This window comes from Streptococcus sp. 1343, from assembly GCF_013277355.1.
Classification (GTDB): Bacteria; Bacillota; Bacilli; order Lactobacillales; family Streptococcaceae; genus Streptococcus; species Streptococcus pseudopneumoniae.
Genome location: NZ_VMMT01000025.1, coordinates 17,889 through 33,468, shown reverse-complemented (window position 1 = coordinate 33,468; position 15,580 = coordinate 17,889). Strand labels below are relative to the sequence as shown.

The following is a 15,580-nucleotide window of genomic DNA, read 5'->3' as shown; positions in this document are numbered from 1 at the left end:
TAAAATATAGACTGTTTTAGAAAAGAAAGTGTAAAAATAGGGATTTTCCACTTGTTGAAATCGGTTACTGTATGGTATACTTGTCTCATGAATGTAACAGATGGTTGTTACTAGAAAGAAAAAAGAGGACATTAACATGGTTGTTAAAACAGTTGTTGAAGCACAAGATATTTTTGACAAAGCTTGGGAAGGCTTCAAAGGCGTAGATTGGAAAGAAAAAGCAAGTGTATCACGCTTCGTACAAGCTAACTACACACCTTACGATGGAGACGAAAGCTTCCTTGCAGGACCAACAGAACGTTCACTTCACATCAAAAAAATTGTAGAAGAAACGAAGGCTCACTACGAAGAAACTCGTTTCCCAATGGACACTCGTCCAACATCTATCGCTGATATCCCAGCAGGATTTATCGATAAAGAAAATGAAGTTATCTTCGGTATCCAAAACGATGAACTCTTCAAATTGAACTTCATGCCAAAAGGTGGTATCCGTATGGCTGAAACAACTTTGAAAGAAAATGGATACGAACCAGATCCAGCTGTTCACGAAATCTTTACTAAATACGTAACAACAGTTAACGACGGTATCTTCCGTGCCTACACTTCAAACATTCGTCGCGCACGTCACGCACACACTGTAACTGGTCTTCCAGATGCATACTCACGCGGACGTATCATCGGTGTTTACGCACGTCTTGCTCTTTACGGTGCAGACTACTTGATGCAAGAAAAAGTAAACGACTGGAATGCAATCGAAGAAATTGATGAAGAAACAATCCGTCTTCGTGAAGAAATCAACCTTCAATACCAAGCATTGCAACAAGTTGTTCGCTTGGGTGACCTTTACGGAGTTGATGTTCGCAAACCAGCGATGAACGTTAAAGAAGCGATCCAATGGGTTAACATCGCCTTCATGTCTGTCTGCCGTGTTATCAACGGTGCTGCTACATCTCTAGGACGTGTACCAATCGTTTTGGACATCTTTGCAGAACGTGACCTTGCTCGTGGTACATTTACTGAATCAGAAATCCAAGAATTCGTTGATGATTTCGTTATGAAACTTCGTACAGTTAAATTTGCTCGGACAAAAGCTTACGACCAATTGTACTCAGGTGACCCAACTTTCATCACAACTTCTATGGCTGGTATGGGTAACGACGGTCGTCACCGTGTTACTAAGATGGACTACCGTTTCTTGAACACTCTTGACAACATCGGTAACTCTCCAGAACCAAACTTGACAGTTCTTTGGACTGATAAATTGCCATACAACTTCCGCCGCTACTGTATGCACATGAGCCACAAACACTCTTCTATCCAATACGAAGGTGTAACAACAATGGCTAAAGACGGATATGGTGAAATGAGTTGTATCTCATGCTGTGTGTCTCCACTTGACCCAGAAAATGAAGAACAACGCCACAACATCCAGTACTTCGGTGCGCGTGTAAACGTATTGAAAGCCCTTCTTACTGGTTTGAACGGTGGTTACGACGATGTTCACAAAGACTACAAAGTATTTGACATTGAACCAATCCGTGACGAAGTTCTTGAATTTGAATCAGTTAAAGCTAACTTTGAAAAATCTCTTGACTGGTTGACTGACACTTACGTAGATGCTTTGAACATCATCCACTACATGACTGATAAGTACAACTACGAAGCTGTTCAAATGGCCTTCTTGCCAACTAAACAACGTGCAAACATGGGATTCGGTATCTGTGGATTTGCTAACACTGTTGATACATTGTCAGCTATCAAATACGCTACAGTTAAACCAATCCGTGATGAAAATGGCTACATCTACGATTACGAAACAATCGGTGAATACCCACGTTGGGGTGAAGATGACCCACGTTCAAACGAATTGGCAGAATGGTTGATCGAAGCTTACACTACTCGTCTACGTAGCCACAAACTTTATAAAGACGCAGAAGCTACTGTATCACTTTTGACAATCACATCTAACGTTGCTTACTCTAAACAAACTGGTAACTCACCAGTCCACAAAGGTGTATACCTCAACGAAGATGGTTCTGTGAACTTGTCTAAACTTGAATTCTTCTCACCAGGTGCTAACCCATCTAACAAAGCTAAAGGTGGATGGTTGCAAAACTTGAACTCACTTTCTAGCCTTGACTTTAGTTATGCAGCTGATGGTATCTCATTGACTACACAAGTATCACCTCGCGCTCTTGGTAAGACTCGTGACGAACAAGTTGATAACTTGGTAACAATCCTTGATGGTTACTTCGAAAACGGTGGACAACACGTTAACTTGAACGTTATGGACTTGAACGATGTTTACGAAAAGATCATGTCAGGCGAAGACGTTATCGTACGTATCTCTGGATACTGTGTAAACACTAAATACCTCACTCCAGAACAAAAAACTGAATTGACACAACGTGTCTTCCACGAAGTTCTTTCAATGGATGATGCCTTGGATGCATTGAGCTAATCAAGTTTTTGAATAATGAAATAAGGAACCCTCGGTCAAACGACTGAGGGTTTTTGATTTTAGGCTCTTAAATTCTTTAGTACTCTTCGAAAATCTCTTCAAACCACGTCAGCTTGATCTGCAACCTCAAAGCGGTGCTTTGAGCAACCTGCGGCTAGCTTCCTAGTTTGCTTTTTGATTTTCATTGAGTATAAGTCAGGCACTAAAATGTCTGACCAGGATTCAAAGATACTTGTAGAGTTGGGGGAGGTACTTGAAAATAAAAACACCACACTTTGTAAGACACAAGGTGTGGTTGTATTTTATCTCTTAGACCAAGTTCTCTTCATAAAGAGAAGTAAGATAGGATAAATCTCCAAGCGGCCTGCAATCATTGCAAAGGAGAGGAGGATTTTTGAGATAGGACTAAAGATTGCGAAACTAGAAGTGGTTCCTAGAATAGGCCCAATATTATTGAAACAGCTAAAGACAGCGCTGGTCACGATCAGAAAATCATTGCTATCTAGGCTGACAATAAAGATAAGTGCTAGCAAAATCATAGCATAGATGACAAAGTACTTGAGAACCTTATGCTGGGTATCCTTATCAATCACTGTTTTATTAACATGGAGGGTCAAAACACGGTGGGGCGATAGGATTGACAAAATTTGGTTTTTGGCAATTTTTGAAAGGATGAGGCCTCGAATAATCTTGAGTCCACCTGCAGTTGATCCAGCAGAGCCACCGATTGCCATGAGGAAAAGGAAGATAAACTGGGAGAAGAGGGGCCAGTTGGTAATATCTCCATATCCAAAACCAGTTGTTGTAATGATGTTGGAAACCTGGAAGAAGGTCATTTCAAAGCTCTTTGAAAACCCTGGGTAGAGATAGAGGGTATTAAGGCTGATCAAGGCTGTAGAAACCAGTACGATGACCAAATAAGCCCGAAGTTCTTCATCTCCAAAGAAGGCTTTGACGCGACGGAGTATGAGGTAGTAGTAAAGGTTGAAATTTACCCCAAAAACCAGAACTCCGATACTAACCAGATAGGTAATTAGTGAACTGCCATAGTGGGCAATTCCGTCGTTATAGACGGTAAAACCTCCTGTACCTGCTGTTCCCATAGCAATGACAAAACTATCAAATAGGGGCATGCCAGCCAGATAATAGATGATGACAAAGAGGGAGAAGAGAGCTAGATAAAGGAGATAGAGAATCTGGGCAGTATTTTTGAGTTTGGATACAACCTTACCGAAAACAGGGCCAGGAACCTCGGCCTTCATCACTTCTAGGTGGCTATTTTTGGCATTATCCATAATAGCAAGTGCAAAAACAAGCACTCCCATCTCTCCAATCAAGTGGGTAAAACTTCGCCAGAAGAGGAGGGAACGGCTGAGAACCGAAACGTCGTTCAAAATACTTGCTCCAGTAGTTGTAAACCCAGAACTGATTTCAAAAAAGGCATCAATAACGCTGGGGATTTGCCCAGCAAAGACAAAGGGGAGACCGCCAAAGAAGGACCAAAGGATCCAACAGAGGGCCACAATCAAGACTCCCTCCTTGGCATAAATCCGTTGATTTTTTGGCTTCTGTAAACTCCCTGAACCGCCTAACAATACGAGAATCCCTATGGTCGAAAAGAGGGCTGTAAAGACTTGGCTCGATTCACGGTAATAGACAGCAATCGCAACAGGAACCAAAAGGAGAACAGCTTCAATCAAAAGTAATTTTGAAAGGAGGTAGCGAATCATACTTTTATTCATTTCTTACCTCGCAATCAAGTCATAAATCTTAGTGATATTCGGCAACAAGGTTGTTACTAGGAGCTTGTCTCCAACTTCCAACATATCCTCCCCAGTTGGGAAAATCGTTTTACCCTTTCGAATGATAGCTGCAATAAGAACCCCTTTTTTCAATTTCAGTTGAGAAAGAGGTTTGGCAGTCATTTTATTGGCTTCCTTGATATGGAATTGCAGGGTTTCGATTTGGCCATTGGCTAGATGGTGCATGGCTTGAAGGTCTGAATACTGGGCATTAACTCGACCACGAATAAAGTGCATAATCGTATCTACAGCGATGCTTTTAGGTGTGATGATACTTGAAAAATCAGGCGCATTGATAATCTCGAGGAGACTGGTACGATTGACCTTAGTAATATTTTTCTGTACACCTACCCTGTCAAGGAACATAGATGTAATCAGATTTTCCTCATCGACTCCTGTTAGAGTCGCAACGGCATCATAGTGTTGAGCACTTTCTTCCAGCAGGATATCTTGTGCGGTACCATCTCCTTGAACGATGTAGAGGTTTGGGAATTTCTCGCTAAAGAAGCTAGCGATTTCAGGATTGATTTCAATAATCTTAGTATCAATACGACTATCTTTGAGGATACCTAGTAGATAATAGGCAATTCTACCAGCTCCAACAATAAGAAGACTCTTCACGGCACGAGACTTGAAATAATTATGGAAGAGCATCATATCAACACGGTTACCAGTGACAAAGATTCTATCTTTATCCTGTATGGTCATATCACCACTTGGGATGATAATTTGATGATCCCTCTCTATCGCACAGACAATGACATTGCCAAATTTTTTCCGAAAATCAGAAATGGGCATTTGGCAAAGACCACTGGAGGATTTAACAGTGAATTCCATCAAGCTGACCCGTCCACCAAAGAAACGTTCGACAGATAGAGCGTTGGGGAAGTCAATGATGTTGGCGATAGCGCGGGCAGCCAAGAGCTCAGGGTTAACGATAAGAGAAAAACCGAGAATATTCTTTTCTTTGAAATAGGAGTTAGAATATTCAGGGTTCCGCACCCGAACGATGGTCTCTTTAGCTCCCATTTTTTTGTCTAGAACGGCTGCAATCATGTTCACTTCATCGTATTCAGTCAGGGCGATAAAGATATCACAATCCTGGACACTGGCTTGCTCAAGGATGGTAAAATCGGCCCCGTTACCAAGGATACCCATGATATCAAAGCGATTGACAATATGATTGAGGACAGCTTCGTCTTGCTCAATCAGCAAAACATCATGCTTTTCTGCAACCAAGGAGCGACAGAGGGCAAAACCAACTTTTCCCCCTCCGACAAGGATAATTTTCATAATAAAACCTACTTTTTCATGATGTAACTATCATATCCTTTTTCAAAAAAATGCACCTACTAGCTAATAAGAAGAGCTTTTAGTAGGACATTTGCTATAAGGTAAAACTATACCCTAACCAATTGAAATAGCTATTAGCACCTTTCTCTGAAATATGGTATGATAAAGGATATACAAGGAGATAAAATGAATAATAATTTACTGGTATTACAATCAGACTTTGGTCTGGTTGATGGTGCGGTATCGGCTATGATTGGAGTGGCTTTAGAAGAGTCTCCAACCTTAAAAATTCATCACTTGACGCACGATATCACACCTTATAATATTTTTGAGGGTAGTTACCGTCTCTTTCAGACGGTGGATTACTGGCCTGAGGGAACGACTTTTGTATCGGTTGTCGATCCAGGTGTCGGCTCGAAACGTAAGAGTGTGGTTGCCAAGACTGCAAACAATCAATACATTGTCACGCCAGATAATGGGACTCTTTCTTTTATCAAGAAACACGTTGGTATTGTAGCCGTTCGTGAAATTTCTGAGGTAGCTAATAGGCGTCAAAACACAGAGCATTCTTATACTTTCCACGGTCGTGATGTCTATGCCTATACTGGTGCTAAACTGGCCAGTGGTCACATTTCTTTTGAGGAAGTGGGACCAGAGCTCAGTGTGGATCAGATTGTGGAACTTCCAGTCGTAGAGACCATTATTGAAGATCATCTGGTGAAGGGAGCCATTGATATTCTGGATGTGCGTTTTGGTTCGCTTTGGACCTCTATTACGCGAGAAGAATTTTACAAACTGGAACCAGAATTTGGTGACCGTTTTGAAGTGACCATCTATCACGCTGATATGCTGGTCTATCAAAATCAGGTTGTTTATGGCAAATCATTTGCAGATGTGAGAATTGGGCAACCCATCCTTTACATCAACTCTCTCTATCGTTTAGGTCTGGCTATCAACCAAGGTTCCTTTGCCAAGGCCTATAATGTAGGTGTCGGTTCATCTTGGACCATTGAAATAAAGAAAATAGAATCATAAAATAGGAGAATATAGATGAAAAATCAATCAATTAAACAAGTTGTTGCTGTAGGAATTGGCGCTGCCCTCTTTGTCGTCATCGGGATGATCAACATTCCGACCCCTGTTCCAAATACAAGCATCCAGCTTCAGTATGCGGTACAAGCGCTACTTTCTATTATTTTTGGACCGATTATCGGTTTGCTTGTCGGGTTGATTGGTCATGCAATCAAGGACTCTCTTGCTGGTTACGGTCTGTGGTGGACTTGGATTATCGCTAGTGGGCTCTTTGGTCTAGCTGTGGGGCTATTTAGAAAGTACGTTCGCGTGATCAATGGTGTCTTTGACTGGAAAGATATTCTTATTTTTAACCTCATTCAACTACTTGCAAATGCCCTTGTTTGGGTTGTCTTGGCACCACTTGGAGATGTTGTGATTTATCAAGAAGCTGCAGAAAAAGTATTTGCCCAAGGAATTGTTGCGGGAATTGCTAATGGTGTATCTGTAGCTATTGCAGGAACTCTTCTCTTGCTTGCCTATGCAGGAACTCAAACTCGTGCAGGAAGTTTGAAAAAGGACTAAAATGATGGAGAAGGCTGGGCAACCAGTCTTTTTCGATGTTTATAGATTAGTTAGGCAAGTAAGCTAGGATAGGAATCTTTTTGGCGCTAAGTTTTTAATAGAAGAGTCTGCAAGAAGGGGTAGATTTATGATAAAATAGAAGTCTAATACTCTGCGAAAATTAAATTCAAACCGCGTCAGCTCTATCTGCAACCTCAAAACAGTGTTTTGAGCAACCTACGGCTAGCTTCCTGGTTTGCTCTTTGATTTTCATTGAGTAGAAGAAGCGAATGAAGAGAGTAAGATGAAAGAAGCTATAATTGAGTGGAAGGATTTCTCTTTCCAGTATGAAACACAACAAGAACCGACCTTGCAAGGGATAGACTTGACCATTTACAAGGGAGAGAAAGTCTTAATTGTTGGACCATCTGGATCAGGTAAATCTACCTTGGGTCAGTGTTTGAATGGGATTATTCCCAATATTTACAAGGGTCAGACATATGGAGAATTTTTGATAAAGGGTCAAACAGCCTTTGATATGAGCATCTATGATAAGTCTCATCTGGTTAGCACAGTTTTGCAGGATACAGATGGGCAGTTTATCGGCTTATCTGTGGCAGAGGACTTGGCTTTTGCTCTAGAAAATGATGTAACAAGTCTAGAAGAGATGAAAAGCCGTGTTCATAAATGGGCTGAAAAGCTGGACCTTCTCCCTTTATTGGCTCAGCGGCCTCAGGATTTGTCAGGTGGACAAAAGCAGCGAGTCAGTCTGGCTGGTGTCTTGATTGATGAGAGTCCGATTCTTTTGTTTGATGAGCCACTCGCCAATCTGGATCCCAAGTCAGGTCAGGATATTATCGAATTGATTGATCAGATTCATAAGGAAGAGGGGACGACGACCCTTATTATTGAGCACCGTTTGGAGGACGTTCTGCATCGTCCTGTGGATCGGATTGTCTTGATAAATGATGGCCGTATCCTCTTTAATGGGAGTCCTGATCAGTTATTGGCGACTGATCTGTTGACCCAAAATGGAATTCGCGAACCCCTTTATCTAACCACTCTCCGTCAATTGGGTGTGGATTTAAAGAAGGAAGAACAATTAGCGAATCTGGATAACATGTCTATCTCAAAAGGTCAGGTTCAGTTGCAGACGGAACTGGTAAAAGAAACCCCAGAATTGCAGTCACTCTTTAGATTAGAGGCCGTGTCTTTTTCTTATGATGATAGACCGATTTTAAAATCCATTCATCTGGATATTAAAAAGGGTGAAAAGATTGCTATTGTCGGAAAAAATGGAGCTGGGAAATCAACTCTAGCCAAGGCTTTAAGTAGCTTTATTCAGACGGAAGGTTCTTACCTTTGGGAAGGACAGGATATCAAAGGAGATTCTGTTGCAGAGCGGGCGGAACGAGTAGGCTATGTGCTGCAAAATCCCAATCAAATGATTTCAACCAATATGATTTTTGATGAGGTGGCTCTAGGGCTTCGTTTGCGAGGTGTGGACGAGCAGGAAATTGAAACAAGAGTCTATGAAACCTTGAAAATCTGTGGTCTTTATGAATTCCGTAATTGGCCCATTTCTGCCCTGTCATTTGGTCAGAAAAAACGTGTGACTATTGCATCGATTTTGGTCTTAGGGGCTGAAATTATCCTCTTAGATGAACCGACAGCAGGTCAAGACCAGAAGAACTATACTGAGATTATGGAATTTCTCGAAGAGTTGCATCAAAAAGGTCATACCATTGTCATGATTACGCATGATATGCAATTGATGCTGGATTATTCAGACAGGGCCCTTGTCATGGTTGATGGAGAACTGATTGCTGATACTGATCCAGCTAGTCTGTTGAGCAATCCTGAGCTGTTAGTAAAAGCCAATCTAAAAGAAACTTCAATCTTCAACTTGGCTAAAAAACTAGACGTGGATTCACTTGCTTTAACGGCATTTTACAAAGAAAGGAGAGAAGGATGCAAGCTAAATTAATTGGTTACCAGCATAGAGATACTGTGATTCATCGCTTGTCAGGAGCTGGTAAACTTCTCTTTTTCATCCTCGTGTCATTGGCGGCCATGATTAGCTATGATACCAGACTGCTTGTTCTGATTGCCATCTTTTCGGTCTTTCTCCTCTATTTGTCAGAAATCCGTTTTAAAGATGTTTCCTTTGTGGCCGTTTTTGCGACGGTATTTGCCGTTTTAAACGTTTTGATGGTCTATCTCTTTTCTCCTGAGTATGGGGTTGGACTTTACGGAGAGAGAAGTGTGATTTGGCAGGGAATCGGTGCCTACACTCTGACCAGCCAGGAGCTCTTTTATCTGCTAAATCTGGCCATTAAGTACCTTTGTACCATTCCTCTGGCTATTATCTTTTTGATGACAACCCATCCTAGTCAGTTTGCTTCTAGTTTAAATCAAATTGGTGTGCCTTACAAGATTGCCTATTCAGTCAGTCTGACCTTGCGCTATATTCCAGATTTGCAGGAAGAATTCTTTACTATCAAAATGTCTCAGGAGGCGCGTGGGATGGAATTATCCAAGAAAGCTTCTCTTATGCAACGAATCAAAGGCAATTTGCGCATTATTACTCCCTTGATTTTTAGCTCGCTAGAACGCATTGATACCATCGCGACCGCCATGGAGCTTCGGCGCTTTGGGAAAGAGAAAAAACGCACTTGGTATAGTTATCAGGCCTTGAAAAAAGGAGACTATCTTACCTTGTTCTTGGCAGCCTTGTTTTTAGTAGCTAGTTTACTACTTATCTTGCAGAATCAAGGACGATTTTACAATCCTTGGAAATAGCTTGAAAAAATTGAAAAAATCAAGTCGTTTCTATTGACAATGATTCTGAAAGTGTTATACTAAGAAAGTAGTTTCGCTGATTTACTTCAAACCTGTTGTGAGGTAAGTTAACGATGCCTTAACCACGCTGTTTGCTGAGCTTGACTCCGGGCAGTGTGGCTATTTTTTTGCAATGGTGAAAGGAAGCAAGTCATGACAAATCACATTGTATTATTTGAACCACAAATTCCACAAAATACAGGCAATATCGCGCGTACTTGTGCTGCGACCAATTCTCCCCTCCACATCATCAAGCCAATGGGCTTTCCTATTGACGACCGCAAGATGAAGCGAGCTGGATTGGATTATTGGGATAAACTTGAGATTTATTTTTATGACAGTTTGGAAGATTTCATGTCTCAGATGAAGGGAAAACTCTATCTGATTTCGAAATTCGCGGAAAAAGTCTATTCTGAGGTGGATTTATCGACTGATGAAGACCATTATTTTCTCTTTGGACGTGAAGACAAGGGCTTACCTGAGGGCTTTATGCGCGAACATCCTGAGAAAGCTCTCCGTATTCCCATGAATGATGAACATGTCCGCAGTCTCAATGTGTCTAATACCGTCTGCATGATTGTCTATGAGGCTCTTCGCCAGCAGAACTTTGCAGGTCTTGAACTCGTCCATACCTATGAAGTGGATAAATTGAAATAAAAAATGAAAATGAAAATGAACAAAATGCTTGCGCTTGCAAGCGTTTTTTGTTATGATAAAAGAGTCTTCAGGGCAGGGTGTGATTCCCGACCGGCGGTAAATTTGACTAGCTATTTTAGCTTTCTCGTCGTTGTCTTGTCTCGATATACTTTAAGTATTATCTTCGACTGCGACGCCTAGATAAATCTAAAATATCTTAGCCAAATAAGTCCGCGAGCGCAAGCTGATGTGGTGAGATTCCACAACCGACAGTATAGTCTGGATGGGAGAAGACGAAAGAATAGCTTTGTCTGTTCTGATAGATTTATAGCTAAACTGTAACCGCTTGCTCGAATTTCCTTAATAGAGTGAGAGGGAACTTTTGGGATATAAAAAGTGAGAATAGATAGAGGAATCCTTTCTAACTTCTTCTGATTTTATAGAAAATTGGAGGAACCTGTTATGACAAACACACGTCGACTTTCGACCATTGCGATTTTATCAGCCATCTCATTTGTGCTGATGTACTTTGACTTTCCGCTTTTGCCAGCGGCGTCATTCCTCAAGATCGAATTTAGTATCTTGCCAGTCCTTGTGGGTCTGGTGGTCATGGATTTGCCTGCTGCTCTAGGAGTTCTCTTGCTTCGCTCATTCTTGAAATTGCTTCTTAACAGTCAGGGAGTGAATACTTATATTGGTTTGCCAATGAATATCGTAGCTTTGGGAGTTTTTGTCATCGTATTTGCTTTGATTTGGAAAAAGGAACGGACAACCCTTCGTTTCCTACTAGGCTCTCTAGCTGGAACTATTGGCTTGACCGTGGCTATGTTGGTTCTCAACTATGTTTACGCTGTTCCTTTGTACGCTAAGTTTGCTAACTTTGATATTGGAAAAATTTTGGGACTTTCCAACTACCTAATGACCATGGTATTACCTTTTAACTTGATTGAGGGTGTAATCTTTTCCGTTTCATTCTGGTTGTTGTACGTTCTTTTGAAACCAACCTTAAAACACTATGAAAGATAAACAAACATTTTTAATGAAGGGCAGTTTTGCCCTTTTACTTTTCGTTATTCTTGGCTATATGGTCAAATTTTACCCTGAAACGCTGGTCGGTTTTGACCAATCGCTTCAGACTGCCATTCGAGGAGACTTACCAGATGACTTGACTATTCTTTTTCAATCCCTCACACGTCTGATTGATATCCCAGTGATTATCACTTGGGTTGTCATTACAGCTTTTGTCTTTTATCGTAAGCGATGGAAGATAGAAAGTTTCTTCATGCTGGGAAATCTGGCTTTGGCAGGTCTTTTAATCGTGACCTTTAAAAATATCTACCAGCGCCCACGACCAGCTATTTTACACTTGGTTGAGGAGAAGGGATTTTCCTTCCCAAGTGGCCATTCTCTGGCTGTAACTTTGATGGTAGGTACTCTGATTGTCATTCTCAGTCAACGAATTAAAAATCCAGTCTGGAGAAAAATCGTACAAATCGTCCTTGGCCTCTACCTAGTCAGTGTGCTGGTATCAAGAGTCTATCTGGGAGTTCACTACCCATCAGATGTTCTTGCCAGTTTCTGTGTGGGTTTGGGAGTCTTGTTTATCGAGTTTCCCTTCTATGACAAGCTCCGCTTCCAATGGCGATTTAAAGGCAAGCAGAAGTGATGGAAAAGATAAAAAATTGTACAAATACAAATAGAACCATATGAAATATATACTTGAAACATGTTTTGGTGTTTGATATATTTTAATAAATAAAGCAAGGAGGAAGAAAGTGTGGGTATGTTATTAGCGACACGCTTAAAAAATAAAAGAAAGGAATTAAAATTATCTCAAAAAGAATTAGCTGAGGGGATTTGTGAGCAAGGGCAGATTAGCCGTATGGAGCAAGGTAAATACTCACCTGGGTCAGAATTACTCTTTCAACTATCTAAGCGATTGAAGGTGAGCATGGATTATTTCTTTGAAGATACTGAGGTTTCTAGTTTAGAAAATATTGATAAGTTTAAAGAATTATCTAAGAAATTTTTGGATGAGAGGGAATATGAATCTCTCCATTACATCTATGAACTGGAAAAATCTAAACGTGCTCGTCTATCTGCTAAAGACCAGATTTATTTGGACTGGATTGATACATTAGTTCAATTCTGTTATTTAAATCATCAAACAGGGGCAGTTGCGAAACTGGAAAAAATACTGTTATCTCTGAAAAAATCTGATTTTTACTATCTACAACTGGGAAATACCTTGGCTAATTTTTATTTTGATATGGGGCAGGAAGACACATATCAGGAACTCTATCAACTTTTAAAAGAGAACCTCCAGTCACTATCTGTTCATCATTTGGAACAGTTAGAATTGATGATTAAATTCCGATATAACTATTGTAGATATTTGTGGTTGAATGAACGAACATCTGAAGCTATAGAAGAAATTACAGAAACGATAGCTATTTGTAAAAGATATAATAGTAGTTATCGATTAGCAGATTTGTATTGTTTATTGGGAAATATAAGCGAGAGCTTTGCTGAAAGGGATAGGATACTAGGTTTTTATCAAGTATCTTATCAGCTTTACAAGCACGAAGAGAACCAGAGAATGATGCTAGAAATTGAGAAGGAAATGAAATTATTGGAAAGTGAAGATTAAGAAAAAGATTTGTATTTTTAGATAACTTAAATTCATATTTCAAAAAAAAATAAAAAAACACCATAAAAATTATTGACAAACCAAAATTGATGTGTTAGAATATCATCAATAGTTTTTGATTTTGGTATTGGAACTTTGGGGATATATTGGGCGTTGTTAGGATTTCAATTTCCTTTTGAGTTGAAGAAGGAGGCAATCCAATGAATACTTTTCTGACCAATAAAAGTTACCGGATGTTGCTGATTAATCAATGGGTTTCGTCATTTGGTGATACGCTGTTTTATATTTCCTTTATTTCTTATGTATCGGGATATAAATTTGCTTCATTAGCTGTTCTTTGTATAACAGTTTCGGAGACTTTGCCGCAGATTTCTCAGTTGTTCACAGGCGTTATTGCCGATTTTCAAAAAAATCGTGTTGCAAAATATATTGCTATATTGGCAAGTAAGTTTCTGCTTTATACTCTATTGACACTGTTTGTAACGGATAAGAACTTTTCTATGGGGATGGTTTTTCTTATTTGTGGCATCAATCTTTTATCAGATACTATGAGTTATTTTGCAGGTGCTATGATTTCTCCTTTGTATGTGAGGATTATAGGAGATGATATGACAGATGCTATGGGGTTTAGACAGGCAACTGCTGGTGTAGTTAATATTCTTAGCAACCTTACAGGTGGAGTTTTGATTGGGGTCATCAGTCTTCAGATGTTTGTGGGTTTGAATGCTTTGACCTTTCTTTTTGCACTGTTGGGTGTGGTGTTTATTCGTACTTCTTTGAGAGATATTGAGGGACAGATGGAGGTTAGTAAAAGATTAACCGCAAAATCTTTTGGAGAGCATTTCCTCTATTCTATGAAGATATTGTCAAGTTTTCCAGCCATCATCAAATTAATATTCATTGCAGCTATGAACCAAGTGATTTTAAGCATTATTACCCCTTTAACGACTTTGATGTTGATTCATCATCCATTTATCTTCTTTGACACTGGGAAATCCATTGCAGCATTGTCAGTGGTTATTTTTTCAGGAACGATTGTGGGAAGTTTTTTGAGTGGAGGTATCCTAAAAAATATTCCCATAAAAATGATTGTCTACTTTGAAGAAATTATGCATCTCTGTATTCTCTTTTCTTGGTTGATCAATCATTTCCTCCTTTTATTGGTAGTTGTCTTCTTATGCGCAGTTGCAGTAGGAATGATGGGGCCTCGGATTTTCAACCTTGTATTCTCGATGGTTCCAGAAGAAGTCATGGGAACCATCCAGTCAGTGCTTGGAGTATTCAATGTTGTTGTACCAGGAATTCTTAGCATGCTCATCGTTGCCTTAGCGAGTGCTACAAACCTAAAAATCACAGTGCTTCCACTTTTTATTTTTGTATTGACTGCCTTAGCAATTGTGAAAGCAATGAAAATAGAGTAATAGTAGTATGAACTACTGTCTCTTTTTGGGTGGGAGTTCATTACCCATCAGACGTTCTTGCCAGTCTCTGTCTGGGGTTGCGAGTCTTGTTTATCGAGTTTCCCTTTTATGACAAGCTCCGCTTCCAATGGCGATTTAAAGGCAAGCAGAAGTGAGTATCGAATTCCCTTGAGGAGAAAGAAATGAAAGTCAATATAGCATATCTTCATCCGACTCAACTATACTTATTAGAAAAATGGACCATTCTGTATTATCCCATTACGCTGATTTAAGTTGGAGGAGCTCTTTCCATGCAACATTAGAGCTTATAAAGAGTCCGATCAATACCGTCCAGCTAGAAATTAGGAGGAATCAGCAAGTGATTCCCCTGTCCCTCATAGAGTGATTATAAAACCATACGATAAATGTACCTCCTTAATTAATAAAATTAGACTTTACATGTTTAGAGAGATGACTGTTCCCAAGAGATACCATAATTTCTACCGTAAGCAATATTATATTTCTATCTATTTTAGTCACCACCTAAAACTATGATTTTGCAAGAAAGGTTATGGAATTCTCAAGCAATATGGCTAAAATTAGATAGATATACAAAAGGAAAGATAGAAGCTTTCATATGTATGGTATATCAACACGAGAGCATAGTAATTGCGTAAAATATATTTTTTTGCTATACTAATCAATATTTATTTGCAAAAGGAATGAGTTAAGATAAGCAATAATAATTTTAAATACTTACTTTGCAATCAAATTTTTAACTTGATTGCAAATATTTTTTTCAGTGTAACAATCATCTCAAAGGTTTATTCACAAAGTAATTCTATCAGTGAATCAACATTTGTTTTGATAATAGGAACTATTTCAGCAGTTATAGGAGGTTTGATTGGACCTATTTTTTAGA

General features: G+C 39.7%; 12 protein-coding genes, 1 pseudogene and 1 riboswitch. Of the genes and pseudogenes, 11 read left to right on the top strand and 2 right to left on the bottom strand.

Translation table 11 applies throughout. The features are described 5' to 3' along the window. Positions 1-136: 136 nt before the first annotated feature. Positions 137-2,461 (top strand): formate C-acetyltransferase, encoded by a 2,325-nt coding sequence (gene pflB, locus HT709_RS04040; RefSeq protein ID WP_000260631.1) that lies wholly within the window; start codon positions 137-139, stop codon positions 2,459-2,461. A 302-nt stretch (positions 2,462-2,763) separates the two neighbouring features. Here pflB and HT709_RS04035 read toward each other — a convergent pair whose 3' ends face one another. Both HT709_RS04035 and trkA read right to left on the bottom strand, forming a co-directional pair. Then, a complete protein-coding gene (locus HT709_RS04035; RefSeq protein ID WP_172925539.1) occupies positions 2,764-4,203 on the bottom strand; it encodes a TrkH family potassium uptake protein in 1,440 nt (479 codons plus the stop codon). Between the two features lie 3 nt (positions 4,204-4,206). Beyond that, positions 4,207-5,556, bottom strand: a complete 1,350-nt coding sequence (gene trkA, locus HT709_RS04030; RefSeq protein ID WP_172925538.1) for a Trk system potassium transporter TrkA — start codon at positions 5,554-5,556, stop codon at positions 4,207-4,209. Positions 5,557-5,742: 186 nt separating this feature from the next. Between trkA and HT709_RS04025 the strand changes: the two genes are divergently transcribed. From HT709_RS04025 to HT709_RS03980, 10 genes and pseudogenes are all read left to right on the top strand, one after another. Continuing rightward, positions 5,743-6,591: an S-adenosyl-l-methionine hydroxide adenosyltransferase family protein gene (locus HT709_RS04025; RefSeq protein WP_023937107.1), complete on the top strand. Its 849-nt coding sequence runs from the start codon at positions 5,743-5,745 to the stop codon at positions 6,589-6,591. 15 nt (positions 6,592-6,606) lie between these two features. Next, positions 6,607-7,152 carry an ECF-type riboflavin transporter substrate-binding protein gene (locus HT709_RS04020; RefSeq protein ID WP_172925537.1) on the top strand — a complete coding sequence of 182 codons (546 nt, stop codon included), beginning with the start codon at positions 6,607-6,609 and terminating at the stop codon, positions 7,150-7,152. A 283-nt stretch (positions 7,153-7,435) separates the two neighbouring features. Further along, on the top strand, positions 7,436-9,118 hold the full coding sequence (locus tag HT709_RS04015; protein ID WP_172925536.1) for an ABC transporter ATP-binding protein: 1,683 nt from the start codon (positions 7,436-7,438) through the stop codon (positions 9,116-9,118). Beyond that, positions 9,103-9,933 (top strand): energy-coupling factor transporter transmembrane component T, encoded by an 831-nt coding sequence (locus tag HT709_RS04010; RefSeq protein ID WP_001148088.1) that lies wholly within the window; start codon positions 9,103-9,105, stop codon positions 9,931-9,933. The genes HT709_RS04015 and HT709_RS04010 overlap by 16 nt, the downstream gene beginning before the upstream one ends. 192 nt (positions 9,934-10,125) lie before the next feature. Then, a complete protein-coding gene (locus tag HT709_RS04005) occupies positions 10,126-10,629 on the top strand; it encodes a tRNA (cytidine(34)-2'-O)-methyltransferase (protein ID WP_023940887.1) in 504 nt (167 codons plus the stop codon). A gap of 59 nt (positions 10,630-10,688) precedes the next feature. Next, positions 10,689-10,907: riboswitch (FMN riboswitch) on the top strand. A gap of 163 nt (positions 10,908-11,070) precedes the next feature. Continuing rightward, on the top strand, positions 11,071-11,634 hold the full coding sequence (locus HT709_RS04000) for an ECF transporter S component (RefSeq protein ID WP_172925535.1): 564 nt from the start codon (positions 11,071-11,073) through the stop codon (positions 11,632-11,634). Continuing rightward, on the top strand, positions 11,624-12,274 hold the full coding sequence (locus HT709_RS03995; protein ID WP_345890584.1) for a phosphatase PAP2 family protein: 651 nt from the start codon (positions 11,624-11,626) through the stop codon (positions 12,272-12,274). Before HT709_RS04000 ends, HT709_RS03995 begins: the two co-directional genes overlap by 11 nt. 111 nt (positions 12,275-12,385) lie before the next feature. After that, complete coding sequence (locus HT709_RS03990) at positions 12,386-13,258, top strand: helix-turn-helix transcriptional regulator (protein WP_078836295.1); 873 nt, start codon at positions 12,386-12,388, stop codon at positions 13,256-13,258. Positions 13,259-13,458: 200 nt separating this feature from the next. Next, entirely contained in the window at positions 13,459-14,679 is a 1,221-nt protein-coding gene (locus tag HT709_RS03985) for an MFS transporter (protein ID WP_119942605.1), read from the top strand. 26 nt (positions 14,680-14,705) lie between these two features. Further along, positions 14,706-14,834: pseudogene (locus HT709_RS03980) on the top strand (phosphatase PAP2 family protein); the annotation flags it as partial. Positions 14,835-15,580: the final 746 nt, after the last annotated feature.